The organism is Roseovarius sp. B08, assembly GCF_051417955.1.
GTDB lineage: Bacteria > Pseudomonadota > Alphaproteobacteria > Rhodobacterales > Rhodobacteraceae > Roseovarius.
The window spans coordinates 617,060-640,992 of the sequence record NZ_JBPRLW010000001.1; the positions used below are offsets into that span (position 1 = coordinate 617,060).

General features: G+C 66.6%; 22 protein-coding genes and 1 pseudogene. 11 read left to right on the forward strand and 12 right to left on the reverse strand.

From position 1 onward, the window contains the following. Positions 1-68: 68 nt before the first annotated feature. The 7 genes and pseudogenes from dut (at position 69) to ACSQ76_RS03130 (ending at position 8,393) form a co-directional block, all read left to right on the forward strand. The gene (dut, locus tag ACSQ76_RS03100; protein WP_437155417.1) at positions 69-524 is read left to right on the forward strand and encodes a dUTP diphosphatase; all 456 of its coding nucleotides are present in this window, start codon (positions 69-71) and stop codon (positions 522-524) included. Further along, positions 524-1,588, forward strand: a complete 1,065-nt coding sequence (locus tag ACSQ76_RS03105; RefSeq protein ID WP_437155418.1) for a HesA/MoeB/ThiF family protein — start codon at positions 524-526, stop codon at positions 1,586-1,588. The genes dut and ACSQ76_RS03105 overlap by 1 nt, the downstream gene beginning before the upstream one ends. Next, on the forward strand, positions 1,566-3,578 hold the full coding sequence (locus ACSQ76_RS03110; RefSeq protein WP_437155419.1) for a M3 family metallopeptidase: 2,013 nt from the start codon (positions 1,566-1,568) through the stop codon (positions 3,576-3,578). The genes ACSQ76_RS03105 and ACSQ76_RS03110 overlap by 23 nt, the downstream gene beginning before the upstream one ends. Continuing rightward, positions 3,575-4,057 carry an RNA pyrophosphohydrolase gene (locus ACSQ76_RS03115; RefSeq protein WP_437155420.1) on the forward strand — a complete coding sequence of 161 codons (483 nt, stop codon included), beginning with the start codon at positions 3,575-3,577 and terminating at the stop codon, positions 4,055-4,057. The genes ACSQ76_RS03110 and ACSQ76_RS03115 overlap by 4 nt, the downstream gene beginning before the upstream one ends. A gap of 17 nt (positions 4,058-4,074) precedes the next feature. After that, complete coding sequence (locus ACSQ76_RS03120) at positions 4,075-4,533, forward strand: hypothetical protein (RefSeq protein ID WP_437155421.1); 459 nt, start codon at positions 4,075-4,077, stop codon at positions 4,531-4,533. Between the two features lie 164 nt (positions 4,534-4,697). Beyond that, positions 4,698-7,571: pseudogene (locus ACSQ76_RS03125) on the forward strand (error-prone DNA polymerase); the annotation flags it as partial. Between the two features lie 177 nt (positions 7,572-7,748). Continuing rightward, the gene (locus ACSQ76_RS03130; protein WP_437158153.1) at positions 7,749-8,393 is read left to right on the forward strand and encodes a pseudouridine synthase; all 645 of its coding nucleotides are present in this window, start codon (positions 7,749-7,751) and stop codon (positions 8,391-8,393) included. A 58-nt stretch (positions 8,394-8,451) separates the two neighbouring features. Here ACSQ76_RS03130 and ACSQ76_RS03135 read toward each other — a convergent pair whose 3' ends face one another. Genes ACSQ76_RS03135 through ACSQ76_RS03150 form a run of 4 tightly spaced genes read right to left on the reverse strand, consistent with a single transcriptional unit; the run spans position 8,452 to position 12,639 of the window. After that, positions 8,452-9,498: a serine/threonine protein kinase gene (locus ACSQ76_RS03135; RefSeq protein ID WP_437155422.1), complete on the reverse strand. Its 1,047-nt coding sequence runs from the start codon at positions 9,496-9,498 to the stop codon at positions 8,452-8,454. A 54-nt stretch (positions 9,499-9,552) separates the two neighbouring features. Next, a complete protein-coding gene (locus ACSQ76_RS03140) occupies positions 9,553-10,413 on the reverse strand; it encodes an alpha-1,2-fucosyltransferase (protein WP_437155423.1) in 861 nt (286 codons plus the stop codon). Next, on the reverse strand, positions 10,403-11,191 hold the full coding sequence (locus ACSQ76_RS03145) for a glycosyltransferase family 25 protein (RefSeq protein ID WP_437155424.1): 789 nt from the start codon (positions 11,189-11,191) through the stop codon (positions 10,403-10,405). The genes ACSQ76_RS03140 and ACSQ76_RS03145 overlap by 11 nt, the downstream gene beginning before the upstream one ends. 5 nt (positions 11,192-11,196) lie before the next feature. Then, positions 11,197-12,639, reverse strand: coding sequence for an aldehyde dehydrogenase family protein (locus tag ACSQ76_RS03150; RefSeq protein WP_437155425.1), 1,443 nt, complete (start codon positions 12,637-12,639; stop codon positions 11,197-11,199). A 152-nt stretch (positions 12,640-12,791) separates the two neighbouring features. Between ACSQ76_RS03150 and ACSQ76_RS03155 the strand changes: the two genes are divergently transcribed. Then, positions 12,792-13,445, forward strand: coding sequence for a peroxiredoxin (locus ACSQ76_RS03155; protein WP_437155426.1), 654 nt, complete (start codon positions 12,792-12,794; stop codon positions 13,443-13,445). A 147-nt stretch (positions 13,446-13,592) separates the two neighbouring features. Here ACSQ76_RS03155 and ACSQ76_RS03160 read toward each other — a convergent pair whose 3' ends face one another. Together ACSQ76_RS03160 and ACSQ76_RS03165 are read right to left on the reverse strand one after the other, a co-directional pair. Further along, positions 13,593-13,745, reverse strand: a complete 153-nt coding sequence (locus tag ACSQ76_RS03160) for a hypothetical protein (protein WP_437155427.1) — start codon at positions 13,743-13,745, stop codon at positions 13,593-13,595. A 57-nt stretch (positions 13,746-13,802) separates the two neighbouring features. After that, positions 13,803-14,399: a hypothetical protein gene (locus ACSQ76_RS03165; RefSeq protein WP_437155428.1), complete on the reverse strand. Its 597-nt coding sequence runs from the start codon at positions 14,397-14,399 to the stop codon at positions 13,803-13,805. Between the two features lie 137 nt (positions 14,400-14,536). On the opposite strand from ACSQ76_RS03165, the gene ACSQ76_RS03170 reads away from it, so the two are divergent. Beyond that, on the forward strand, positions 14,537-15,571 hold the full coding sequence (locus tag ACSQ76_RS03170) for a succinylglutamate desuccinylase/aspartoacylase family protein (protein ID WP_437155429.1): 1,035 nt from the start codon (positions 14,537-14,539) through the stop codon (positions 15,569-15,571). Between the two features lie 9 nt (positions 15,572-15,580). Here the strand turns inward: ACSQ76_RS03170 and ACSQ76_RS03175 are convergent, their stop codons facing one another. After that, positions 15,581-16,261: a hypothetical protein gene (locus tag ACSQ76_RS03175; protein WP_437155430.1), complete on the reverse strand. Its 681-nt coding sequence runs from the start codon at positions 16,259-16,261 to the stop codon at positions 15,581-15,583. 95 nt (positions 16,262-16,356) lie between these two features. Then, complete coding sequence (locus ACSQ76_RS03180) at positions 16,357-16,734, reverse strand: rhodanese-like domain-containing protein (protein ID WP_437155431.1); 378 nt, start codon at positions 16,732-16,734, stop codon at positions 16,357-16,359. A gap of 183 nt (positions 16,735-16,917) precedes the next feature. Here ACSQ76_RS03180 and mutL point away from each other — a divergent pair, with 183 nt between their 5' ends. Then, positions 16,918-18,780: a DNA mismatch repair endonuclease MutL gene (mutL, locus tag ACSQ76_RS03185; RefSeq protein WP_437155432.1), complete on the forward strand. Its 1,863-nt coding sequence runs from the start codon at positions 16,918-16,920 to the stop codon at positions 18,778-18,780. After that, positions 18,777-20,012 (forward strand): DNA recombination protein RmuC, encoded by a 1,236-nt coding sequence (locus ACSQ76_RS03190; protein ID WP_437155433.1) that lies wholly within the window; start codon positions 18,777-18,779, stop codon positions 20,010-20,012. The genes mutL and ACSQ76_RS03190 overlap by 4 nt, the downstream gene beginning before the upstream one ends. A gap of 273 nt (positions 20,013-20,285) precedes the next feature. On the opposite strand, the gene ACSQ76_RS03195 is transcribed toward ACSQ76_RS03190, so the two are convergent. The 4 genes from ACSQ76_RS03195 to ilvD form a co-directional block, all read right to left on the reverse strand. After that, positions 20,286-20,657 (reverse strand): hypothetical protein, encoded by a 372-nt coding sequence (locus tag ACSQ76_RS03195; RefSeq protein WP_437155434.1) that lies wholly within the window; start codon positions 20,655-20,657, stop codon positions 20,286-20,288. Between the two features lie 9 nt (positions 20,658-20,666). Continuing rightward, positions 20,667-21,437, reverse strand: a complete 771-nt coding sequence (locus ACSQ76_RS03200; RefSeq protein WP_437155435.1) for a DUF6478 family protein — start codon at positions 21,435-21,437, stop codon at positions 20,667-20,669. 99 nt (positions 21,438-21,536) lie between these two features. Beyond that, entirely contained in the window at positions 21,537-22,109 is a 573-nt protein-coding gene (locus tag ACSQ76_RS03205; RefSeq protein WP_437155436.1) for a hypothetical protein, read from the reverse strand. A gap of 8 nt (positions 22,110-22,117) precedes the next feature. Further along, the gene (ilvD, locus tag ACSQ76_RS03210) at positions 22,118-23,875 is read right to left on the reverse strand and encodes a dihydroxy-acid dehydratase (protein ID WP_437155437.1); all 1,758 of its coding nucleotides are present in this window, start codon (positions 23,873-23,875) and stop codon (positions 22,118-22,120) included. Positions 23,876-23,933 lie beyond the last annotated feature (58 nt).

Consider the following 23,933-nt stretch of genomic DNA (forward strand, 5'->3'; position numbering starts at 1 on the left):
CGCCGGAAGAGTTTAATGCCTTCGGCGAGGATATTTATGGCCAGAGGAAAAGCGGGAAGAACCGGCGCATGGTGAGCATTTCGGTGATGTGGGACGAGGGCGCGGACCGTGAGTTGGGCCTGCCGCGCTATGAGACAGCGGGGGCGGCGGGAGCGGACCTGCGCGCCAACCTGCCCGACCGGGGCGCGGTGGTGATCGCGCCGGGTGGGCGGGCGCTGGTGCCGACAGGGTTGCGGCTGGCGATTCCGGACGGGTACGAGGTGCAGCTGCGGCCGCGCTCCGGGCTGGCGTTGAAGCATGGGATCACGTTGCCCAACAGCCCCGGCACGATCGACAGTGATTATCGCGGGCCGTTGGGGGTGATCGTGATGAATGCAGGGGATGCGCCGTTCACGGTGGAACACGGGATGCGGATCGCGCAGATGGTGGTTGCGCCGGTGGCTCAGGCGGAATTCGATTTGGTGGAGCGCCTTGAGGACACCGCGCGCGGGGCGGGCGGTTTCGGGTCCACGGGGGCGAGCTGATGCTGTTGGTGCTTGTGCTGGCGGGTGCTATCTGGGGGCTGGGGGCGTGGATGGGCGCGCCGCGGCGGCAGCGCTGGATGATGATTGCGATCCTTTGGGCGTTCGTGGTGCTGACCCAACTGGTGCTGCCCGATGGGAACGGGTTGCGCGAGGCGACCGGCGGCACGGTGGCGCCGTGGCTTCTGCTGGCCGGAGCGGTGGCGCTGGTGCTGGCCTATCGCCAGGTGTTGCGGCGGTTGCGGGGCCGGGTGGCGGCGCCGGAGCCGGAAAAGCCGAAAGGGCTGTTCGCGCCGACCGAGCTGGAACGCTACGCGCGGCATATCGTGCTGCGCGAGATCGGCGGGCCGGGGCAGAAGGCGCTGAAGGAAGCGAAGGTTCTGGTGATCGGGGCCGGGGGGCTGGGCTCGCCCGCGATATTGTACCTGGCGGCGGCGGGCGTGGGCCGGATCGGGGTGATCGACGATGACGTGGTGGATGCGACCAATCTGCAGCGGCAGGTGATCCATACGGATGCTCGGATCGACATGCCCAAGGTGCATTCGGCGGCGCAGGCGGCGCGGGATGTGAACCCCTATGTGGAGATGCGCCCCTACGAGCGGCGGTTGAGCGAGGAGATCGCGGCGGATTTGTTTGCCGAGTATGATCTTGTGTTGGACGGGACGGACAATTTCGACACCCGCTATCTGGCCAATCGGGTGGCGGTGGCGCAGGGCAAGCCGTTGATTTCAGGTGCATTGTCGCAGTGGGAGGGTCAGGTGAGCGTGTTCGATCCCGCGCGTGGCGCGCCGTGTTACCAGTGCATTTTCCCCGAAGCCCCGGCTCCGGGGCTGGCGCCGAGTTGTGCGGAAGCCGGCGTGCTTGGGCCGTTGCCGGGTGTCGTGGGGTCGATGATGGCAGTGGAGGCCGTGAAGGTGATCGCGCAGGCGGGGGCGGCGCTGCGGGGTGAAATGCTGATCTATGACGCTCTATATGGAGAGAGCCGGAAGATAACACTGAGCCGTCGGGCGGATTGCCCGGTTTGCGGCCAAAGAGGAGAGCAAGATGACCAATCCGCTGTTGAGTGAGTGGAAGGCGCCGTTCGGGATGGCGCCGTTCGACAAGGTGTCGGACGAGGATTTCGCCCCGGCGTTCGAGGCCGCCTTGGAGGAGGCGCGGGGCGAGATCGCTGCGATTGCCGACAATCCGGAGCCGCCGACATTTGCCAACACGGTCGAGGCGCTGGAAGTGGCGGGAAAGAATTTGGACAAGGTGTTGTCTGTGTTCTTCACCGTGGCAGGGGCGGACAGCAATGACAAGCGGCAGGAACTGCAGCGGGAGTTCAGCCCGAAGCTGGCCGCGTATTCGTCGGAGATTTACGGCAACAAGGCGCTCTACCAGCGTATTGCGACGCTTTGGGAGGATCGCGAGAGCCTTGGGCTGACCGAGGAGCAGGAGCGGGTGCTGATGCTGACGCATCGCGGGTTTCGGCGGGCCGGGGCCGGGCTGGAAGGTGCGGCGGACGCGCGGATGCGCGAGATCCGCGCGCGGCTGGCGGAGCTGGGTACGGCGTTCACGCAGAACCTGCTGAAGGACGAGGCGGGGTGGTACATGGAGTTGAACGAGGCCGACCTGGAAGGGCTGCCGGACTTCGTGGTGCGCTCGGCCCGGGCGGCGGGTGAGGAGAAGGGGGCGGCGGGGCCGGTGATTACCTTGTCGCGGTCCTTGATCGTGCCGTTTTTGCAGTTCTCCCCGCGCAGGGATTTGCGGGAAAAGGCGTATGAGGCGTGGACCTCGCGCGGGGCCAATGGGGGCGAGACGGACAACCGGGATATTGCCGCAGAGGTGCTGAAGCTGCGCGAGGAGCGGGCGAAGTTGCTGGGATACGAGAGTTTCGCGGCATTCAAGCTGGAGACCGAGATGGCCAAGACGCCCGAGGCGGTGCGCGGTCTGTTGATGGATGTCTGGGGCCCGGCCCGCGCGCAGGCGGAGGCGGATGCCGAGGTGCTGACGGAGATGATGCGCGAGGACGGTGTGAACGGGCCTTTGGAGCCTTGGGACTGGCGGTACTATTCGGAGAAGCGGCGCAAGATCGAGCATGATCTGGATGAGACCGCGCTGAAGCCGTATCTGCAGCTGGACCGGATGATCGAGGCGGCGTTTGCCTGTGCGCATCGGCTGTTCGGGCTGGAGTTCAAGCGGCTGGACGTGCCGTTATACCATCCCGATTGCCGGGCATGGGAGGTGACGCGGGAGGGGCGTCATGTGGCTGTGTTCATCGGGGATTACTTTGCGCGTGGGTCGAAGCGGTCGGGCGCGTGGTGTTCGGCGATGCGGGGCCAGCGGAAGTTTCCCGATGTGAAGGGGCCGGTGGTGATCAACGTGTGCAATTTCGCCAAGGGCGATCCGGCGCTGTTGAGCTATGACGATGCGCGGACGCTGTTTCACGAGTTCGGGCATGCGCTGCACCAGATGCTGTCGGACGTGACGTATGAGAGCATTTCGGGCACGTCCGTGGCGCGGGATTTCGTGGAGTTGCCGAGCCAGCTTTATGAACACTGGCTGGAGGTGCCGGAGGTGCTGTCGGAGTTCGCGACCCATGCCGAGACGGGCGAGCCGATGCCGCAGGAGATGCTGGACAAGGTGCTGGGCGCTGCCACCTATGACATGGGCTTCCAGACGGTGGAATACGTGGCGTCGGCCATGGTGGATCTGGCCTTTCACGAGGGGGAGGCGCCCGACGATCCGATGGCGAAACAGGCCGAGGTGCTGGCGGAGATGGGGATGCCGCACGCGATCCGGATGCGCCACGCGACGCCGCATTTCGCGCATGTGTTCAGTGGCGACGGGTATTCGAGCGGCTATTACAGCTACATGTGGTCCGAAGTGATGGATGCCGACGCCTTTGCAGCCTTCGAGGAGGCGGGCGGGGCGTTCGATGCCGAGAAGGCGAAGGCGCTGGAGGAGAACATCCTGTCGATGGGTGGCTCGCGCGAGGCGGAGGAGTTGTACCTGGCCTTCCGGGGGCGGATGCCCGGCGTCGAGGCGTTGTTGAAAGGACGGGGGCTGGCGGCATGACACCGGAAGAGATCGAGAAACTGCCCTATCGGCCCTGCGCGGGCGTGATGCTGGTCAACGGGGACGGCAAGGTTTTCGTCGGCCAGCGGATCGACAGCGAGTATGACGCCTGGCAGATGCCGCAGGGCGGGATCGACGAGGGCGAGGACCCGCGCGACGCGGCCCTGCGGGAGCTGTGGGAAGAGACCGGGGTGAAGGCCGACCTGGTGACGGTGGAGGCGGAGACGCCGGAGTGGATTCCCTACGATCTGCCGCATGAGCTGGTGCCCAAGCTGTGGAAGGCGCGGTACCGGGGGCAGGAGCAGAAATGGTTCCTGATGCGGTTTCACGGGACCGATGCGGATGTGGACATCACCCTGCCGCCGGCGGAGTTTTCCAGGTGGAAATGGATTTCGCCGGACGAGGTGGTGGGGGCGATCGTGCCGTTCAAGCGGTCGGTTTATACAAGGGTTCTGGAGTCGTTTGGAGACAAGCTGTGAAACGGATTTTGACAAGTATGGCCTTTGTCCTGGCCGCAGGGCCGGCGGTGGCGCTGTCGTGCATGCGGCCGGACGTGGCGCGGACCTACGGCCAGGCGTCGGAGGCGGAGCAGGCCTATGTGGTCGTGACGGGCGAATTGCGGTTCGACGAGGCGCGGTTGCCGGAGAATGACGGCACGAACCAGGATCGGCGGGTGGTGACCATTCCGGCGCGGCTGGAGGGGACATCGCTGTCGCGGGCGGGGTTCACGACGCCGTTTGCGCGGGACATCACGCTGGAAGTCAACTGTTTCGGGCCTTGGTGTGGCGGGGCGCAATCGGGGGTGGAGTACCTTGCGTTTCTTGAAAAGCACGGGCGGAAGTTGGTGATGGTGGCCGACCCCTGCGGCAGCTGGGCGTTCCCGGAGCCGTCGGCGGAGCAGGTCAAGCAGGTGGAGACCTGCATGGGTGGGTTGGAGTGTGTGCCGCCCAAGTGAGGGGGGACGCGTGGGTTGTCACCCACCCTACGAGGTCCCGGATCGGGTCCGGGACGGGTTGAGTGGGGCCGCGCGGCATGATTGAAGGTGCGCGCGTGGGTTTTCACCCACCCTACGATTCGGACTCGAAATGAGAACAAAAGGTGAATATCATGGGGCCTGCCATGTTCACCGAGCTGTCGATCACGTCCAACTTCACGTTCCTGACCGGGGCGTCGCACGCCGAGGAATACGTGGCGCGGGCGGCGGAGCTGAGGCTGGCGGGGCTGGCCATCGCCGACGCGAACTCGGTCGCCGGCGTGGTGCGCGCCCATGCGGCGGTGCGCGAGATTGCACGGCTAGTGGCCGAGCGACAGCGGATCGAGGCGCGGGACGGTCCCATAGGCCCGCCCGCGCCGGAGCCGCGCGCGCCCGAGTGGGCCCATGTGCCGCGCTTCTATCCCGCCGCGCGTCTGGTGCTGCGCGAGGGGCTGGTGCTGACCGCCCTGCCCGAGACGCGGCAAGGCTGGGGGCGGCTGAGCCGGTTGATCAGTGCCGGGCGGCTGCGGGTCGAGAAGGGGGAATGCGACCTGCGGCTGGAGAACCTGTTGGAGGGGATGGAGGACATCGTGCTGTTGCTGCATCCGCCCGAGGGGGCGTTGCGGGACTGGAAGCGTCATGCGGGGCGGCTGGTGAAGGGTGTTGGTGGGCAGTGTTACCTGCTGATGGCGCCGCGCTATGACGGGCAGGACCGGGCGCGATTTGGCCGGTTGGCCGCGCTGGCAGGGGAGCTTGGGCTGGAAACGGTGGCTTCGGCCCTGCCCGCGATGCATCACGCGCGGCGGCGGCGGCTGGCGGATGTGCTGACCGCGATAAGGCAGGGGCGGCGGGTGGACGCGCTGGGCCGGGATGCGTTGGCCAATGGCGAGCAGCGGCTGCGGTCCGAGGCGGAGATGCTGCGGCTGTTTTCAGGCCACGAGGCGGCGGTGCGGCGCACGGGGGAGGTGGCGGCGCGGCTGCGGTTCTCGCTGGACGAGCTGCGGTACGAGTATCCCAGCGAGGTGTCGCAGGGGGAAACGGCGGCGCAAAGGCTGCGGCGGCTGGCGATGGAAGGGCTGCGCTGGCGCTATCCCGACGGCGCGCCGGAGCGGGTGCGGGGGATGATCGAGCACGAGCTGAGCCTGATCGCCAAGCTGAAATACGAGCCCTATTTCCTGACGGTGCGCGACGTGGTGGCCTTTGCCCGGTCGCGCGGGATCCTGTGCCAGGGGCGCGGGTCGGCGGCCAATTCGGTGGTGTGCTATTGCCTGGGCGTGACCTCGGTCAGTCCGGAAACCGGCACGATGGTCTTCGAGCGGTTCGTCAGCGAGGCACGCAACGAGCCGCCCGACATCGACGTGGATTTCGAGCATGAGCGGCGCGAGGAGGTGATCCAGCATATCTACGAACGCTATGGCCGGCACCGCGCGGGGCTGTGCGCGACGGTGATCCATTATCGCGGCAAGCGGGCCATCCGCGAGGTCGGTGCGGCGATGGGGCTGAGCCAGGACACGGTGGGGGCGCTCAGCTCGCAGTTATGGGGGTTCTTTGCCACCTCGGGCGCGGTGGAGCGGGAGCGGATGCGCGAGATCGGGCTTGACCCCGATGACCGGCGACTGCGCCAGACGATGGAGCTGGTGCGCGAGATCGAGGGGTTTCCGCGGCACCTGAGCCAGCATGTGGGCGGGTTTGTCATCACCGAGGGGCGGCTGGATGAGCTGGTGCCGATCGAGAACGCCACGATGGAGGGCCGCACGGTCATCTGCTGGGACAAGGACGATATCGACGCGCTGGGCATCCTGAAGGTGGATGTGCTAGCGCTGGGGATGCTGAGCTGCCTGCGCAAGGCGTTCGACCTGATCGAACAGCACCACGGGCAGGAACATACGCTGGCCTCGCTGCCGCCGGAGGACCCGAAGGTGTACGACATGCTGTGCGTGGCGGACACGATCGGAGTGTTTCAGGTCGAAAGCCGGGCGCAGATGAACTTTTTGCCCCGGATGCGCCCTCGCACGTTTTATGACCTGGTGATCGAGGTGGCGATCATCCGGCCGGGGCCCATTCAGGGCGACATGGTGCATCCCTATATCCGGCGGCGGAATGGCGAGGAAAGGGTGGAGTTTCCATCCGATGAGCTGGGTCGGGTGCTGGGCAAGACGCTGGGCGTGCCGCTTTTCCAGGAGCAGGCGATGCAGATCGCCATCATCGGGGCCGGGTTCACGCCGGACGAGGCGGACAGGCTGCGTCGGTCGCTGGCGACGTTCAAGAAACACGGGAATATCAGCGCGTTCCGCTCGCGGTTTCTGCGCGGTATGCGGGCCAATGGCTATGACATGGAGTTCGCCGAGCGGTGTTTCAGCCAGATCGAGGGGTTCGGCAGCTATGGGTTCCCCGAAAGCCACGCGGCGAGTTTTGCCCTGCTGGTCTATGCCAGTGCATGGGTCAAGCGGCACCATCCGGGGATATTCGCCTGTGCGCTGTTGAACGCGCAGCCGATGGGGTTCTACGCGCCGGCGCAGATCGTGCGGGACGCGCGGGAACATGGCGTCGAGGTGCGCCCGGTTTGCATCAACGCCAGTTTCTGGGACAACGCGATGGAACCGGATGAGGCAGGCGGGCTGGCCCTGCGGCTGGGGTTCCGGCAGGTCAAGGGGATGGTCGAGGAGGACGCCCACTGGATCACCGCGGCGCGGGGCAACGGGTATCGCGAGGTGAGCGACGTATGGCGCCGGGCGGGGGTGGCGCCCGAGGTGATGACGCGGCTGGCGGAGGCCGATGCCTTTGCCAGCATCGACGTGGCGCGGCGCGGGGCGCTGTGGGAGACCCACGCGATGGTTGGGAAAACCGCGCTGCCGCTTTTCGCCGGGGACATGGAGGGCGAGGCGGTGTTCGAGCCTGCCGTTCACCTCCCCGCGATGACGCAGGGCGAGGAAGTGGTGGAGGATTACGTCTCGATGCGGTTGTCGCTGAAGGCGCATCCGCTTGCGCTGCTCAGGGATGTGTTGACGCCTGCCGCTTCGACACGGCGCCCACCCACCCTCCCCGCCGTGTCGAAGCGGCAGGGGGACGAGGCGCATCGCGCGCGGCAGGTGGTGGAGCCTCCGGCGGGGATATTTTTGGCCAGAGGAAAAGGGCCAGGAGGCCCCGGGTCAGCGACGGGGCTGGCGCGGCTGGCGGGGCTGGTGTATGCGGCGGCCATGTCCGAGTATGACCCGCCGACGACGCCGCTGGAGGTGCTGCACGAGGATCACGAGATCCTGGTGGTGGCCAAGCCGTCCGGCCTGTTGAGCGTGCCGGGCAAGGGGCCGCACCTGGCCGATTGCCTGCTTTCGCGTGTGCAGGAGGCGTTTCCCATGGCTCTGCTGGTGCACCGGCTGGACCGGGACACGTCGGGTGTGATCGTGTTTGCCCTGACGCCCCACGCGCAGCGGCATCTTGGGCTGCAATTCGAGAAACGTCAGGTGAAGAAGATCTACACCGCGCGGGTCTGGGGCCGGGTGGAAGAGCGGACCGGGACGGTCGACCTGCCGTTGATCGTGGACTGGCCGAACCGGCCCCGGCAGAAAGTGTGCCATGAGACCGGCAAGGCGGCGGTGACGGACTGGCGGGTGCAGCGATACGGGCAGGGCGAGACCCGGATGCGGTTGATGCCGAAGACCGGGCGGAGCCATCAGCTGCGTGTGCATATGCGGGCCCTTGGGCATCCGATTTTGGGCGATCCGTTCTATGCCGAGGGCGCGGCGCTGGAGCACGAGCGGCTGATGCTGCATTCGGAGGAGTTGCGGCTGCGGCACCCGGATGGCGGGGCGGGGATGGTGTTTCGGCAGAAGGCGCCGTTTTGACGCGGGCGCTGCGGCCGGTGGCGCGGTCGTGTCATGAGTATTTTTGGAACAATGAAACTCAGGCGCGCAGCACGCGGTCCGTGAGGTTGAGGCGGTGCGCCACGATAGGCCTCAGCGTGGCGGCGAGATCGGGATCGTCAGCCTGCAGCTGTTCGAGTTCATCCAGGCGGTTGGTGGCAATGAGCGTGAGCGCGTCGAGCCGTGGGGTGCCGTCGGGGTGGCGGGGGAGGGCCGCGACGGTCTGGATGTGTTCGGGTTTTGGCGCGGGGGCCAGTTTCGTGACCTCGGGCGCGGTAAGCGGGGTTTCGACGAAGGCGTAGAGGCCGACGCCCTTGGCGGGCAGGGCGAAGGTGCAGAGGGCGATGTCGGTGATCTGCGGATGGGGGAGCAGGGCCTTGCGCAGGGCGGGGCCGTCACGCTCCAGCCGGTCCTCGGTGCCTTCGCCGTCGGACCAGTTCATGATCCGCCTTGTGATGAAATTGTAGAGCCGCTTGCCGGTGGCCATCCAGAGGCGCGAGGGCAGGGATTTCTGCGCCAGCATGCGGTGCTCGGAGGGCGTCAGCAAATGCGGCGCGTAGGCGCGTTTCTGTTTCAGCAGGTGGCGCAGGTCCTCGCGCGCCTTGAGGCGGAAGAGCTTGCCCCGGCGGGCGTGGACCGAGGCGAGTTGGAAGTCGATGACGGCGGCGCGGCCGTCGGGGGTCATCAGCCAGTTCTGGGGTTTGGCGATGTCGTTATGCGTGACCCCGGCGCGGCGCATCTGGCGAAGCAGGCGCTTGGCGTCTCGGTACCATTCCGGGTCGGTGGGCTTGGCGAGTTGGAGGGGCGTGCCTTGGGTCCAGCTGCGCAAAAGGCCCACGCGATCGGCGCGGATCAGCGTTGGGCAGCCTTCGATGCCCTGTACGGCGCGGAGGCCGCGGGTTTCCTTGGCGGCCAGCCAGCGCGAGAGGGGACGGGCGTAGAGCGGCACGGTGTCGAGCTTGCGCAGGACGACCGGGAAATCGGGGTGGCCGTCGAGGTGGCCGGAGATGGTTTCCGAGAAGATATCACGCTTGTGCACGATTTCGGGCACGAAGGTGGCCTGCGCGATATCGGGGGTGATTGTCATGTGGGGTGTGTAGAGGGTTTCGTCCTGTGGGGGAAGGTGGGGTGGAACCCCACCCTACAGACGTGTCCAGCGGTCGGGGATGAGGTCGGGGTTGCAGAGCGCGGGCGAGGTGAACCAGGTTTTGGGGGCGACGACGATCTTGTCCGAATTGACGTTCAGCCAGGCGGCCCACCACGAGAAGGTGGAGTTGGCGATCACGTTGTGGGCGCAGAGGGTCTGCAAGTGCAGGTCGAAATGGCCGGTGGCCTCGTCGTTGAGGTCGACCACCACGGTCTCGAAGCCCAGGGCGAGGTTGTTGCGGGCCCAGGCGGGATCGTTGGAGAAGACGAAGCAGGTGGGGTCGGTGCCGGTGGTGTCGGCGATGTGGCGCGCGGCGGCGCGGTAGAAGTCGGGCGTCATGGCGGCATAGGCGCCGGTGGCGATGTAATCGCCGCGCCGGACGTGGAGGGCGACGGGATTGGCGGCCCCGTCGATGCGCGCGGCCATATCGGCGTTGGGGCCGTCGAGCGGCGTGGTGAAGGTGAGGTCGGCGCGAATTTGCTCGGCGATGTCGGTGAAATAGCGTTCGGACTGCCAGTAGCCGTGCAGGTAAACATTCGGCGGCAATTCCAGTAATCCCGGATCGAAGCCCAGCGTTTTCTCGCGGTAGATTTTCGGCGACGTGCCGAAGGCGCGCCAGAGGCCATAGCGCAGCCAGCCATCGGACTTGGCCGGCGGCAGGGGCCCTTTCCGAGTAAAGCGGCCATTGGCGTAATGCGCGAAGCAGTCGCCGCGGTCGGCGGAGCCGGCGACGTAGCGGTTGTCGACCTGCAAGTCGCAGCAGAGCTTGTCGGCCAGCGCCCGGGCGGCCGCATACTGGAACATCTGGTTGCCGGCGCCACCGAAGAGGCGGGTGATGATGCGGTCAGTCGTCATGGGCATCCTTCGGCGCAAAACCGCCCCTGGCGGGCGCGGCGCTGCGGCGTGACAGGCGCGCGACTGCGGCGCGGTAGCGGGTGCGGTGCAACGCGCGCACGAGCTTTTCCGTCCAGGGCTTGTCGCCGGCCTGGATGGTGGAGCCGTCGAGCTCTTCCCCGATATCGGCAAGGCCCGAGGGGTAGATCATCGCGGGGCGCAGACCAGTGTGCCAGTGCGATTGAATGAGTGTGTCCACGGGGCGGTCGAACGGGTTGGACAGCGCCAGCAGGTGCGCGGCGGCGGTGCGGCTGACCATCTGGCCGGTGGTGCGCAGGCCGGCCTGCTGCGGCACCACGAGGCGGCAGTCACCGGACGTGTCGACGAGGTGCGACGGGCCAGTGGGGGCGCGGGTCTGGAACTGGATATAGCCGAGCTTGTCGATATGGGTTCTGGCGAGGTTGAGTGCAGCCTCGAACGTGTCGGGGGCGATCTCGGCGTCGTCCTCGAGGATCAGGGCGGCGCCGGCGTCGCGCATCTGAAGCTCGGCCCAGATCTGGCGGTGCGACAGGGTGCAGCCGATCTCGCCCGCTTTGAGGGGGAACGGGTAATCGGGCTCGAAGAGCGCGGCTCCGACGCTGGCCGACAGATCGGTGGCGGACATGGCCGAGCCGTCGACGGCAGGCCAGATCTGGCCTTTCATGCCGCCGATCTCGCGGGCGTCGGCCAGAAGCGCCTGCGCGTTGTCCCGCCGGGCCGAAGCCCGGACGAGATGCAACACGAAGACGTGAACCTCCATGCGCCTCAGGCGCCTTCGGTCCAGCCGGAAACCGCCTTGACCTCGAGGAAGTCCTCAAGCCCCCATTTGCCGCCTTCGCGTCCGTTGCCGGACTGTTTCATGCCGCCGAAAGGCGAACCGAGGCCGCGGCTTTGGCCGTTCATTTCCACCATGCCCGAGCGCAGGGCGCGGGCGCAGCGGTTGGCGCGCGCGGGATCCTGCGTCTGGACATAGTTGGTCAGGCCGTAGGGCGTGTCATTGGCAATCCGGATGCCGTCCTCTTCGGTGTCGAAGGGGATGATCGACAGGACCGGGCCGAAGATTTCCTCGCGCGCGATGGTCATGTCGTTGCTCACATCGGCGAAGATCGTCGGCTTGACGAAGAAACCGCGGTTGAGCCCGTCGGGGCGGCCGGTGCCGCCGGCCACGAGGCGCGCGCCTTCGTCGATGCCCTTCTGGATCAGGTCCTGGATCTTGTTGAACTGGGTCTCGTTCACCACGGGGCCCATGTGGCGGCCTTCCTCGGACGCCGGGCCGACGGTGACCTTGCCCGCCGTTTCGGCGGCGGTTTCCACGGCCTGGTCGTAGATCTCGCGCTGCACGAGCATCCGAGTGGGCGCGTTGCAGGACTGGCCGGTGTTGTTCATGCAATGTAGGACGCCGCGCTTGACGGCCTTGTCGTCGGCATCGGCGAAGATGAGGTTGGCACCCTTGCCGCCCAGTTCCAGCGAAACCCGCTTGAGCGTGTCGGCGGCATTCTTGGAGATGAGCCGCCCGGCGCGCGAGGAGCCGGTGAATGACACCATGTCGACGTCCGGATGCCCGGTGAGCGCCGTGCCCGCGCCCGCGCCGTCGCCGTTGACAAGGTTGAAGACACCCTTGGGAAAGCCCGCCTCGTCGATCATTTCGGCAAAGAGCAGCGCAGAGAGGGGCGATTCCTCGGACGGTTTCAGGATCATGGTGCAGCCCGCCAGCAGACCGGCGATGACCTTGAGCGAGATCTGGTTCATCGGCCAGTTCCACGGCGTGATCATGGTGACGACGCCCACGGCCTCGTGAATGATGCGGTCATTCGGGGCGTGATCGCCCAGGGGCTCGATCCAGTCGAATTCCGATGCGGCCTTGAGGATGGCCTTCATGTGCGACGACCCGGCGCCGACCTGCTGGGCGCGGGCGAGGTCGATGGGCGCGCCCATTTCCAGGCTGATGGCCCGGGCCATGTCCTCGGAGCGGGTCTTGTAGATCTCGCGCAGTTTCTCGACCAGGGCCATGCGCTCGGACACCGGGGTGGCCATCCAGCCGGGGAAGGCGGATTTGGCGGCGGCGACGGCGGCATCGCAATCGGCCTCGCCGGCCAATGAGATCACCGCGCAGGGGTCTTCGGTCGAGGGGTCGATGACGTGGTGATCGGTGCCCGCGACCGGGTCGACCCAGGCGCCGTCGATGTAGAACTGTTTCTTCTCGATCATTGCTTTTCCTTTCGGACCGGGCATTCCCGCCGGTCAATTGCCGCGCAGATGACCATAGGGGGCGGGATGCCGCAAGAGGTGGGTGTTGTTTTCGCCGCCGCCTTCCTATGTTGATGGCGAAGAGCCGTTTTTCAACACGAAGGAGATGCCTCATGGCACTGCGGATCAACGACACCATTCCCGACCTGAAAGTGACCACCGACCAGGGGGAGTTCAGCCTGCATGACTGGATCGGCGACAGCTGGGCGATCCTGTTCTCGCATCCCAAGGATTTCACGCCAGTCTGCACCACCGAGTTCGGCGCCGTCGCGCGGTTGACCGACGAGTGGGAGAAACGCGGCACGAAGGTGATCGGCGTCAGCGTCGACGGTGTGGAGGATCACAAGAAATGGAAGGGCGACATCGAGACCGCCGGCGGCGCGAGGGCGGGCTTTCCGATCATTGCCGATGACGGGCTGGAGGTGTCCAAGGCCTTCGACATGCTGCCCGCCGAGGCCTACCTGCCCGATGGCCGCACGCCCGCCGACAGCGCCACGGTGCGCTCGGTCTTCATTATCGGGCCGGACAAGCAGCTGAAGCTGACGATGACCTATCCGATGACGGTGGGCCGCAATTTCGGCGAAGTTCTGCGGGCGCTCGATGCGTTGCAGACCAGCGCCGGTCAGGGCGTGGCGACGCCCGCCGACTGGACCGTGGGGCAGGACGTGGTGATCCCGACCTCGGTCAGCGACGAGGACGCCAAGGCCAAGTTCGGGGAGTTCAACACGGTGCTGCCGTATCTGCGGATGGCGAAGCTGCCGGGTTGATCCGGCGGGGCGCTATTAAAATGTCGCAGGCTGCGCCGCGCAGGATATTGGGTCGGAGGGGCGCTGCCCCTCCGGTCGAAACCGGGGTTTCGACCTCCTCCCCGGGATATTTACGGCCAGAGGAAGAGGCTGCGGGGGTGAGTCAGGTCAGCGCGTGAAGCTTTGAGCGCCGGCGGGCTGGGCGATGCCCGAGCGCACGTCGCAGCGCAGGCGCAGGCCGCAGCGTTCGATCATCCGGCAGGACGCGAGGTTGGTGGTGCGGGCGAATTGCTGCACCCGTGCGGCGCCGAGATGGTCCACCGCCGCGCGCAGGGCAAGGGCATTGACCCGGACGCCGATGGCGCGTTTGCGCTGATCCTAGTGCACCGCCACGGGCCCGGCCCAGGCGGTGGCGTGACGCGGGCCATGGGTGTTGTAGGGAAAGTAGGCAAAGGCGGTGGCAGCGATGGCGCCGTCTGCCGGGTCGGCGAACACGGCGAGCGCGGCAGGCCCCGTCTGACCCGAGAGCACCTGCGCAGGGTAGGGCGCGATGCCGCAGCGGGCGATGAAATCCTGCACCCTTTCGAAGAACGCAGAATCGTCGGAACCGGATGGCGAGGCCGGCACGAGATCGTCGCGCGCCTGGCCGAGAGCGTCGTCGCAGGCGGCCCGGATACTGTCGCGCGGGCCGTCGAACACGTCCCACCAGGTGATGGTGCAGCCGATCTCGGCCAGGTGGCGCTCGATTTCAGGGCAGTCTTCTGTCGGGGTCATGCGGAACGTGATCGCGCCCTGGTCGCGCAGGATTTGCTCGATCCTGTTGCAGCCGAACAGGTTAGGGTCGTCCGTGCCGGCCATTCGGGCGGCAAAAACCGCGCCGGGTGTGTCGCGTAGCATGTCCGCTGCCGCGAGTGTCGCCGCCTGCAACTGTCGTTGGGTCGCGCTGCCGTAAAGGCCGTTCACGGTGCCGGTCATGCAGTCCCTTTCGCCCCTCGCCGGGATCACATTAGCACGGAGCGGGCAGATTGGTACCAACTTGCGCTGTGCGCCTCGGCGGTTGCCCGGCTTGTCGGTTGTGGACAGGGCCCGTTTTTTGCGCGACATAGCCGGGCATGGCGAAGCGAGACCCTTTCGAGATCGGCGAACAGGTGGTGAAGCCCGGCGCCCGTATGACGGTCGACGTGCCGGTGAGCACGCTGTCGGACCACACGCCGGTGAGCCTGGCGGTGCACGTGATCCACGGGCGACGGCCCGGGCCGGTTCTGTTCGTGTCGGCGGCGATCCATGGCGACGAGGTGATCGGCGTGGAGATCGTGCGGCGGTTGTTGCGGGCGGCGCCGTTGAAGGGGATGGCGGGCACGTTGCTGGCGGTGCCGATCGTCAACGGGTTCGGGTTTCACAATCATTCCCGCTATTTGCCGGACCGGCGCGACCTGAACCGCTGTTTTCCCGGAGGCGCGGAAGGCAGCATGGCGTCAAGGCTGGCGCATATCTTCATGGAAGAGGTGGTGCGGCGCGCGGATGTGGGGATCGACCTGCATTCGGCGGCGATCCACCGGACGAACCTGCCGCAGATCCGACTGACGCCGGGCAACGAGCGGCTGAAATCGCTGGGAGAGGCGTTTGGCGCGCCGGTGATGATGGCCTCGAAGCTGCGCGAGGGCAGCTTGCGGCTGGCGGCCGAGGAGGAGGGCGTCGACGTCCTGCTTTACGAGGGGGGCGAGGCGCTGCGGTTCGACGAACTGGCGGTGCGGGCCGGGGTGAGCGGCTGTCTGCGGGTGATGCGGCGGCTGGGCATGATCGGGTCCAAGGGCGTGCCGAAGCGGCGCAGCGTGCCGGTGGTGGCGAACACGTCGCACTGGTACAGGGCGCCGGTGGGCGGCGTTTTCCGCGGCTACAAGGCGATCGGCGACGCGGTGGACCCGGGCACGGTGCTGGGTGCGGTCAGCGACCCGATGGGCCAGACCGACCGGGAGGTGGTCTGCGAGGAGGTGGGCATCGTGATCGGGCGGTCGAACATGCCGGCGGTCTACGAGGGCGAGGCGCTATTCCACATCGCCGAGACGCCTCGGGCCGAACATGCCGCGGAGGGCGCGGCGGCGTATATGGACGCCGCGCCGCTTTACGACGAGGACGAGATCATCTGATTGGCTGGCTCAGGTCGTGTGCTCGCGGTTCTGGGGCAGCAGGAAGATCGAGGTGGCCAGCAGGCTGAACACGAGTTCGTAGACCTCCCATTTGCGCGAAACGTCGATGGCGGCGATTACGAGGCTGGCGGCGACGGCGAGCACGGCGTGACGGGTGCCGGGGACCGGGGCCGCGATGCGATCGGCGGCGCGCTTGATCCAGCCGACGCGCGGGTAGAGCAAGGGCAGGACGGCGAGGTAGACCAGCAGGATCAGCGTCAGGATCGGGCCGAAGAGCGTCTTGGCGAGGTGGAAATCGCCCCACGGGGTGGGCACGATCAGGTTGTGCAGGTTGGTTTCCTGCTGCTTGTTGATCTGCTGGAAGGTCTCGCCGGTTTCCCAGCCGAAGATGCGCTGGCCCCAGGAAATCTCCTCGCCCGCGGCGAAGAAGAAGAGCAGGGCGTAGAACAGGGTGCAGGCGAAGGCGAGCGTTGCGCTGCGGGCTTTGAGAGAGCGGGCGTTTCCGATCAGCACGAAGCTGGCGAACAACAGGAAGATCGCGGTGCCGTATTCGACGAAGCCGTCCTCGCGCGCATAGGTGAGCGAGAAATATTCGGTGTTGTAGACGTAGACGCCGACGGTCAGCACCAGAACGGCAACGACGATGCCGAGGATCAGTTTGTCGAGTAGCCGGAGAGTGGATAGTGTCATGGTACGCCTCGTGCCACATCTTTTCGGCGGGCATAGGCGAGGTGCGGCGCGGCATCAAGCGCAAAGCCTGCCCGCATGGCGGAGACCCGCCCGGATCAGGTATTGACCCGCTCTGGCCCTCCGGTGCTCATGGACGTGCCGATATAGGGCTTCCTGGCCTCTTTCCACGCGCCGAAGCCGCCCTCCATGTGGGCGATGCGGTCGATGCCGGCCTCGATCGCGGCGCGGGCCATCTTTTCGGATCGCAGGCCGGAGCCACAGTGCAGGACGATGCGTTTGTCGGACTGGCCGGGCAGCTTGTTGGCGTCGAAGAAGGGCATGGGAAAGAGCATGGCGCCCTCGATATGCTGGAAGGCGTATTCGGGAATGGTGCGGACGTCGATCAGGACGATTTCGTTCGCGGCGAAGGCGTCGGCGACCTCGTCGATGCTCCAGGTTTCAAACGTGGCGGCGCCGATGGTTTCGGAGTGCATGGGATGGCCTTTCATGGGCTTGGCGTTTGAGGGAAAACCACGGGGTTACCGCACGGGTTCCCGCGGCGTGGTTGTCGTTTGAATGCCGGGGCTGGCCGGATCGTAGGAAAAGCTCTGTCGGAAGCTTTGGATGATGCAGTCGGACCTAGCAGAATCGTGCGAGGCCATGCTAGGTATAGCGGTATGAACGAAATCAGCCCCAATATAAGCCAGGAGCGGCCTGTCATCCGGCAGCTTGAGGAGACGGCAATCAACCGGATCGCGGCCGGTGAGGTGGTGGAGCGCCCGGCCTCGGCGGTCAAGGAACTGGTGGAGAATGCGCTGGATGCAGGCGCGCGGCGGATCGAGGTGGATATTGCCGATGGGGGCAAGACCCTGATCCGCGTACGGGATGATGGCTGCGGAATGACAAAAGCGGACCTGCCGCTGGCACTGAGCCGGCACGCGACGTCGAAGATCGACGGGTCGGACCTTTTGAACATCCATTCCTTCGGGTTCCGGGGCGAGGCGCTGCCCAGCCTGGGGGCGGTCGGGCGGCTGACGATCACCAGCCGGGCGCAGGGGTTCGACGGGGTCGAGATCACGGTGGCGGGTGGCGGGATCGGTGCGGTGAAGCCTGCGGCGCTGAACCGGGGGACGGTGGTGGAGTTGCGGGACCTTTTCTACGCCACGCCCGCGCGGCTGAAATTCATGCGCACCGACCGGGCCGAGGCGCAGGCGGTGGGCGACGTGATCAAGCGGCTGGCGATGGCCGAACCGTTCGTCAGTTTCACCCTGAGCGACGTGAGCGAGGGGCGCGAGCCACGCACGGTGTTTCGCGCCGATGCAGAGACGGGCGATCTGTTCGATGCGCTGCACGGGCGGTTGAGCCAGGTCTTGGGGCGGGAATTCGCCGAGAACGCGCTGCGGATCGAGGCCGAGCGCGAGGGGGTCGCGATGACGGGCTATGCCGCGTTGCCGACCTATTCGCGGGGGTCGAGCGTGGCGCAGTACCTGTTCGTCAACGGGCGGCCGGTGCGGGACAAGATGCTCTATGGCGCGCTGCGGGCGGCGTATCACGATTTCCTCAGCCGGGACCGGCATCCGGCGGCGGCGCTGTTCCTGGAATGTGAGCCGAAGCTGGTGGACGTGAACGTGCACCCGGCGAAATCCGAGGTGCGGTTCCGTGACCCCGGCGTGGCGCGGGGCTTGCTGGTGTCGGGGCTGCGTCACGCGCTGGCGGAGGCGGGGCACCGGGCGTCGACCACCGTGGCGGGGGCGACTCTGGGGGCGATGCGGCCCGAGCCGGTGCCTCAGGCGGGCGGCGCACGGGCCTACCAGATGGACCGGCCCGGGGCGGCGGCGCGTGCGGCGGGTTACCGGATGCAGGCGCCGGAGGCGGGCTTTGCCGAGATGCAGGGCGCGTGGTCCGGGCGGGTGGAGCCGGACGTGGTGGAGACCTCTGAAGAGGCAGTGGCGCCGCAATCGCTGCCGCTGGGGGCGGCGCGGGCGCAGCTGCACGAGAATTACATCGTGGCCCAGACCGAGACCGGGATGGTGATCGTGGATCAGCATGCGGCGCATGAGCGGCTGGTCTACGAGAAGCTGAAGCGGCAGATGGCCGAGAACGGCGTGGCCAGCCAGGCGCTCTTGATCCCCGAGATCGTGGACGTGAGCGGCGGCGAGGCGGGGATGCTGTTGGACATGGCCGAGGAGCTGGCGCGGCTGGGGCTGGTGATCGAGGCGTTCGGGCCGGGGAGCATTGCTGTGCGCGAGACGCCGGCGATCCTGGGGCACTGTGACGCGGGCAGGATGCTGCGCGACGTGCTGGACGAGTTGGCGGATATGGGTGAAGCGCTGCACGTTCAGTCGAAGATCGAGGCGATCCTGAGCCGGGTGGCCTGCCACGGCTCTATCCGGTCGGGGCGGCGGATGAGCGGGGAAGAGATGAATGCGCTTCTGCGCGAGATGGAGGCGACGCCGCATTCCGGGCAATGCAACCATGGGCGGCCCACTTATGTGGAGCTTAAACTGAGCGATATAGAGCGGCTGTTCGGACGGACATGATTACGATTGGCGAGACCACTTACGCGTTGGACGATCCGCTGGTGATGGCGGCATTGGCGGCCGGGGCCGTGGTGCTGTTGATTCTGCTGCTGGTGATCCTCGCGCTGCGGGCCGCGGCGCGGACGGCGCGGGCGACGGAGCCGCTGGCGCAGCAGTTGGGGCACCTGGGACAGAACGTGCAGAGCCTGGCCAACGGGCAGGAGGGGCTGCGCAGTTCGATCCAGATGGTCAGCGACACGGCGACCAGCGGGCAGACTCAACTGGCGCAGATGGTGGAACAGCGGCTGGCGGGCGTACAACAGCAGATGCAGGACCGGCTGGCGGACAACGCGATGCGCAGCCAGCGGGCGCTGACCGAGATGCAGGAGCGGATGCGCGAGACCCTGCACGGGTCGTCCAAGCAGACGGCGACCAGCCTGACGGCCTTGCAGGAGCGGCTGAGCGCCATCGACAAGGCGCAGGACAATATCACCAAGCTGTCGGGCGACGTGCTGACGCTGCAGGATATCCTGTCGAACAAGCAGACGCGCGGGGCGTTCGGCGAAATCCAGTTGACCGACATCGTCAGCAAGGCGATGCCGTCGGACAGCTATTCTTTGCAGGCGACGTTGTCGAACGGGCGGCGGGCGGATTGCCTCATTCACCTGCCGAACCCGCCGGGGCCGATCGCCATCGACAGCAAGTTCCCGCTGGAGGCCTACGAGGCGCTGCGCAATGCCAAGAGCGACTACGAGGTGAACGAGGCGGCGAAGTTCCTGCGGACCTCGGTGAAAAAGCATATCAGGGATATTTCCGACAAGTATATCCTCGATGGCGAGACGGCGGATGGCGCGCTGATGTTCCTGCCGTCCGAGGCGGTCTATGCCGAGCTGCACGCGAATTTCCCGGAACTGGTGCGCGAGGGGTTCGCCGCGAGGGTATGGATCGTGTCGCCGACCACCTGCATGGCCACGCTGAACACGATGCGCGCGATCCTGAAGGACGCGCGGATGCGCGAACAGGCAGGGGCCATTCGCAAGATGCTGGGGCAGCTGCACCGCGACGTGGAACTGGTGCTGGAACGCGCGGGCAAGCTGGAGACACATTTCGACCAGGCGCGGCGGGACGTGGAGGGGATTTCAACCGCGGCCGAGCGTGCCGGCAAGCGGGCGGCGAAGCTGGACAACTTCGACTTCGAGGAGCTTGCGCCGGAAGACCCGGTGAACGTGGTGAAGCTGGGCAAGGACGGCTAGTCGGCGGTCAGGCATGGCAGCGAAGGCCGGGAACGAGCTCATAGCTGGCACACTCACAAAGCGCCTGTGCGGAACAAGGGCGAAGCCCGCCGCGCATCGCCGGGCCGTCCCCCGGCACGGCGATTTCGCCGGTGAAGTGCCACGCTCTCAGGTTGGATGTGCTTGGCAGTCATAAACTGCCCATCACCATCGTCGGTTCGCCGTACCACGGCCCGTCGATGCGCGTCTCCTCACCGTCAGTACAGAACGTCCGCTAAGTCCCGCCCAGCGGACCTACATCGTCTTAAGGCAGTGGCGGCGGAAGGCGCGTTTGAGCATGTCGAGTTCTTCGCGCAGGAGCGTCACCTCGGCGCGGATGTCGTAGGCCAGCGCATCGCCCGAGACGATGGAGAAGCTGCCCAGGGCAGCGCCGGTTCCGGTGTCGGAAATCAGGAAGGTCTGCACCCCGTCGGCGATGCGGTCGGCGGGGATGGGGACGCGCAGGACCCAGGCCTGTTCTTCGGGTTTCTCGATCACCTCGACCCCGGCGATGGTGTCTTGCAGGTGCGTCACCGACACGTCCGGGCGGCGGTCGCCCGCGCCGGTGATGACCCCTTCCCAGACCCCTTCGAAGAGGCGCGTCTTGGTCAATGTCAGTTCTTGCATGGGGGCCTCCTAGAATTCCGCGCGGGGCCGGCGGCTGAAGGTGAGGTCGCGCAGGATGACCTGGCTCATCTGGGGGTTCTCGAAAATCAGGTCGATCCAGGCCCGTTCGATCCGCTTTTCGTTGAGCTTGGAATAGGCGAGGTCGAATTCGACCATGATATCCTCTTCGTGCAGCGGCAATTCGCGCACGATCTGTTCGGTGTTCGGGCCGTGCTTGATGTTCAGCCGGGCGAAGATTTCCAGCGGTTTTTCCATCTCGACGATGGTGTCCATGCGGATGAGGTGGCGGGACTGCAACCCGCTCACTGCTGCCGCGGGAAGGTCGAGCACGAGGGACAGGAAGGAGCCGTCGAAGCTGAACACATCCATGCGCAGGCCGAAAGGCGCAAGATCGGCCTCGCGCGTGTTGCGCAACTGGCGCAGCGACAGCTCGGAATGCTGACAGTCGTGAAACAGCGTCAGCTCGTGGCCCAACTGCGTCTTGCTGAGGACCGAGGATTGCCCCGGTACGGCCAGCGGTTCGCGCCAGATCGCGGGACGCCAGGACCAGTCGGTGCCATGCGGTTTGGGAAAGGCGTGGGAGCCGATCATGGGGAGAGCGAGGCGATTGTCGGCGTGGCTGATCAACTCGTTCAGGTGATAGCGCAGTTTGCGCGCCTCGGAGCGTTCGGCGCGAAGTTGTTCCAGCGTCATCGACGTGGCCTCGCGCACGGTTTGCCGCCATCGCCGCAGGTCGCGCCGATGGGCCAGCCAATCCAGTCCTGAACGTTTCAGCCCCATTGTCGTGGATCGTTTCCGGTTGGTTTCGCCGCACTCTGCCCCTGAGACATTGTCATAGCATTAAGCAGAGTTTGGAAACAATGCATTGATTGCCTTGGGTTACTGCGCGCTGGCGGCCCGCAGGGTCTGGGCGAGGTCGGTGATGAAGCCCCGGCCTGCCCCTCCGGCAAGGCGGCTGCCGGCCGGGGCGTAGACTGCGAGGCTGACGAAATGGTCGTTGATGACCATGCCGCCGCGCCAGTAGCGCGGGTCGCCGCCGGGCAGGGCCAGTTCGCCGCCCGCGTCGAGATGCACCAGCGCGAGACCGTCGGAATCTATCGCGGCCAGCGGCTTTTTCGGGGCGGCGCTGGCGGCGATGGTGGCGGCGGTGGGCTGGGCGCGGCCCGGCTGCCGGTCGGCCACGTTGACCACGATCAGGGCCAGGGGCACGGTGACGCCGGGTTCGCCGCTGAGCGACTCGCAGCTGCCGAGAAAGACGAGGCGGTTGGAGGGCTGGCGGCGGGTGTTGTCGGCGTCGACGCAATAGCCGCGCGGGCCGCGCACCACGACAGCGCCGTCATAGAGCGACAGCGCCCTGACCACGTTGGATGCGTCGGAGGTGCCCCCCACATCATCGCAGGCGGCCAGCGGCCAGAGCAGGGCCGCCAGCCAGATTGTTCGGAGCGCGCGCACGGGACGGCTCAGAGGTCTGCGTAGACGTGGCGCTCGGCCTTGGCGCCCGGATGGGTGACGGCGCCCTTGTAGGTTTCGCCCACGAGCTGGGCGTATTTCCAGAGCGCGCCGGAGGCGTAGATCGTCTCGCGCGGGCCGGGCCAGTCTTTCTTGCGGGCCTCCAGTTCGGCGTCGCTGAGATCGACGGAAAGCTCGCCCTTGATCGCGTCGATGGTGATAATGTCGCCATTTTTCAGCATTGCGATGGGGCCGCCATGGGCGGCCTCGGGGCCCACGTGCCCCACGCAGAAGCCGCGTGTCGCGCCCGAGAAGCGGCCATCGGTGATGAGCGCGACCTTCTTGCCCATGCCTTGCCCCGAGAGCGCGGCGGTGGTGGCCAGCATCTCGCGCATGCCGGGGCCGCCGGCGGGGCCTTCGTTGCGGATGACGATCACCTCGCCTTCTTCGTATTCGCGCTTTTGCACGGCGGCAAACGCGTCTTCCTCGCATTCGAAGACGCGGGCGGGGCCGGTGAAGACTTGATGCTCGGGCGCGATGCCCGCCACCTTCACGATGGCGCCTTGCGGCGCGATGTTGCCCTTGAGCCCGACGACGCCGCCAGTCTTGGTGAGGGGCGCGTCGACGGAGTAGATGACCTTGCCGTCGGCCTCGCGTTCGATGCGGTCGAGTTCTTCGCCGATGGAGCGCCCGGTCGCGGTCATGCAGTCCTCGTGGATGAGGCCCGCCTTGCGCAGCTCCTTCATCACCACGGGGATGCCGCCTGCGTCGTAGAGGTCCTTGGCAACGTATTGCCCGCCCGGTTTCAGGTCGACGAAATAGGGCGTGTCGCGGAAGATCTCGCAGACATCGTCGAGGTAGAACTCGATCCCGGCCTCATGCGCGATGGCGGGCAGGTGAAGCCCGGCATTGGTGGAACCGCCGGTACAAGCGACGACGCGCGCGGCGTTTTCCATGGACTTGCGGGTGACCACGTCGCGGGCGCGGATGTTCTTTTCGAGCAGCGCCATGACGGCGCGGCCCGACGCCTCGGCATACTGGTCGCGGGATTCATAAGGTGCGGGCATGCCGGAGGAGTTCATCAGGGCAAGGCCGATCGCCTCGGACACGCAGGCCATGGTATTGGCGGTGAACTGGCCTCCGCAGGCGCCCGCCGAGGGGCAGGCGACGCGTTCGAGCGCGTCGAGCGCCTTGTCGGACATGGTGCCGTTCTGGTTCCAGCCCACGGCCTCGAACATGTCCTGCACGGTCAGGTCGCGGGTGCGGAATTCCTCGGGGATCTCGTCGATCTGTGGGGCCTTGCCCGGCAGGATCGAGCCGCCGTAGATGAAGACCGACGGCACGTTGAGGCGGACCATGGCCATCATCATGCCGGGCAGAGACTTGTCACAGCCCGCAAGGCCCACGATGGCGTCATAGCAATGGCCGCGCATGGTAAGCTCTACCGTATCCGCGATGGCCTCGCGGGAGGCGAGCGAGGAGCGCATCCCCTCGTGGCCCATGGCGATGCCGTCGGTGACGGTGATGGTGGTGAACTCGCGGGGGGAGCCCTTGGCCTCTTTCACGCCGCCCTTGACGGCCTGGGCCTGGCGGTTGAGGGCGATGTTGCAAGGCGCGGCCTCGTTCCAGCAGGTGGCGACGCCGACGAGAGGCTGGTGGATCTCCTCTTCGGTCATGCCCATGGCGTAGTAATACGAGCGGTGCGGCGCGCGCGCGGGCCCTTCGGTCACGTGGCGGCTGGGCAGTTTGCTTTTGTCGAATTTGGTCATCTGGGCCTCCCCTGAAATCGTTGGATCCGGTCTAGGCCAGAGCCGCGACGGGGGCAAG

What these genes read in the sequence shown, in the direction of transcription:
- ACSQ76_RS03135 (WP_437155422.1), bottom strand. Translation starts at nt 9,498, where the DNA reads ATGACAATCACCCCCGATATCGCGCAGGCCACCTTCGTGCCCGAAATC.
- ilvD (WP_437155437.1), bottom strand. Translation starts at nt 23,875, where the DNA reads ATGACCAAATTCGACAAAAGCAAACTGCCCAGCCGCCACGTGACCGAA.
- ACSQ76_RS03175 (WP_437155430.1), bottom strand. Translation starts at nt 16,261, where the DNA reads ATGACACTATCCACTCTCCGGCTACTCGACAAACTGATCCTCGGCATC.
- ACSQ76_RS03140 (WP_437155423.1), bottom strand. Translation starts at nt 10,413, where the DNA reads ATGACGACTGACCGCATCATCACCCGCCTCTTCGGTGGCGCCGGCAAC.
- ACSQ76_RS03165 (WP_437155428.1), bottom strand. Translation starts at nt 14,399, where the DNA reads ATGACCGGCACCGTGAACGGCCTTTACGGCAGCGCGACCCAACGACAG.
- ACSQ76_RS03170 (WP_437155429.1), top strand. Translation starts at nt 14,537, where the DNA reads ATGGCGAAGCGAGACCCTTTCGAGATCGGCGAACAGGTGGTGAAGCCC.
- ACSQ76_RS03190 (WP_437155433.1), top strand. Translation starts at nt 18,777, where the DNA reads ATGATTACGATTGGCGAGACCACTTACGCGTTGGACGATCCGCTGGTG.
- ACSQ76_RS03195 (WP_437155434.1), bottom strand. Translation starts at nt 20,657, where the DNA reads ATGCAAGAACTGACATTGACCAAGACGCGCCTCTTCGAAGGGGTCTGG.
- ACSQ76_RS03105 (WP_437155418.1), top strand. Translation starts at nt 524, where the DNA reads ATGCTGTTGGTGCTTGTGCTGGCGGGTGCTATCTGGGGGCTGGGGGCG.
- ACSQ76_RS03110 (WP_437155419.1), top strand. Translation starts at nt 1,566, where the DNA reads ATGACCAATCCGCTGTTGAGTGAGTGGAAGGCGCCGTTCGGGATGGCG.
- ACSQ76_RS03130 (WP_437158153.1), top strand. Translation starts at nt 7,749, where the DNA reads ATGTCCGAGTATGACCCGCCGACGACGCCGCTGGAGGTGCTGCACGAG.
- ACSQ76_RS03200 (WP_437155435.1), bottom strand. Translation starts at nt 21,437, where the DNA reads ATGGGGCTGAAACGTTCAGGACTGGATTGGCTGGCCCATCGGCGCGAC.
- dut (WP_437155417.1), top strand. Translation starts at nt 69, where the DNA reads ATGGTGAGCATTTCGGTGATGTGGGACGAGGGCGCGGACCGTGAGTTG.
- ACSQ76_RS03180 (WP_437155431.1), bottom strand. Translation starts at nt 16,734, where the DNA reads ATGCACTCCGAAACCATCGGCGCCGCCACGTTTGAAACCTGGAGCATC.
- ACSQ76_RS03155 (WP_437155426.1), top strand. Translation starts at nt 12,792, where the DNA reads ATGGCACTGCGGATCAACGACACCATTCCCGACCTGAAAGTGACCACC.
- ACSQ76_RS03115 (WP_437155420.1), top strand. Translation starts at nt 3,575, where the DNA reads ATGACACCGGAAGAGATCGAGAAACTGCCCTATCGGCCCTGCGCGGGC.
- ACSQ76_RS03150 (WP_437155425.1), bottom strand. Translation starts at nt 12,639, where the DNA reads ATGATCGAGAAGAAACAGTTCTACATCGACGGCGCCTGGGTCGACCCG.
- ACSQ76_RS03145 (WP_437155424.1), bottom strand. Translation starts at nt 11,191, where the DNA reads ATGGAGGTTCACGTCTTCGTGTTGCATCTCGTCCGGGCTTCGGCCCGG.
- ACSQ76_RS03120 (WP_437155421.1), top strand. Translation starts at nt 4,075, where the DNA reads ATGGCCTTTGTCCTGGCCGCAGGGCCGGCGGTGGCGCTGTCGTGCATG.
- mutL (WP_437155432.1), top strand. Translation starts at nt 16,918, where the DNA reads ATGAACGAAATCAGCCCCAATATAAGCCAGGAGCGGCCTGTCATCCGG.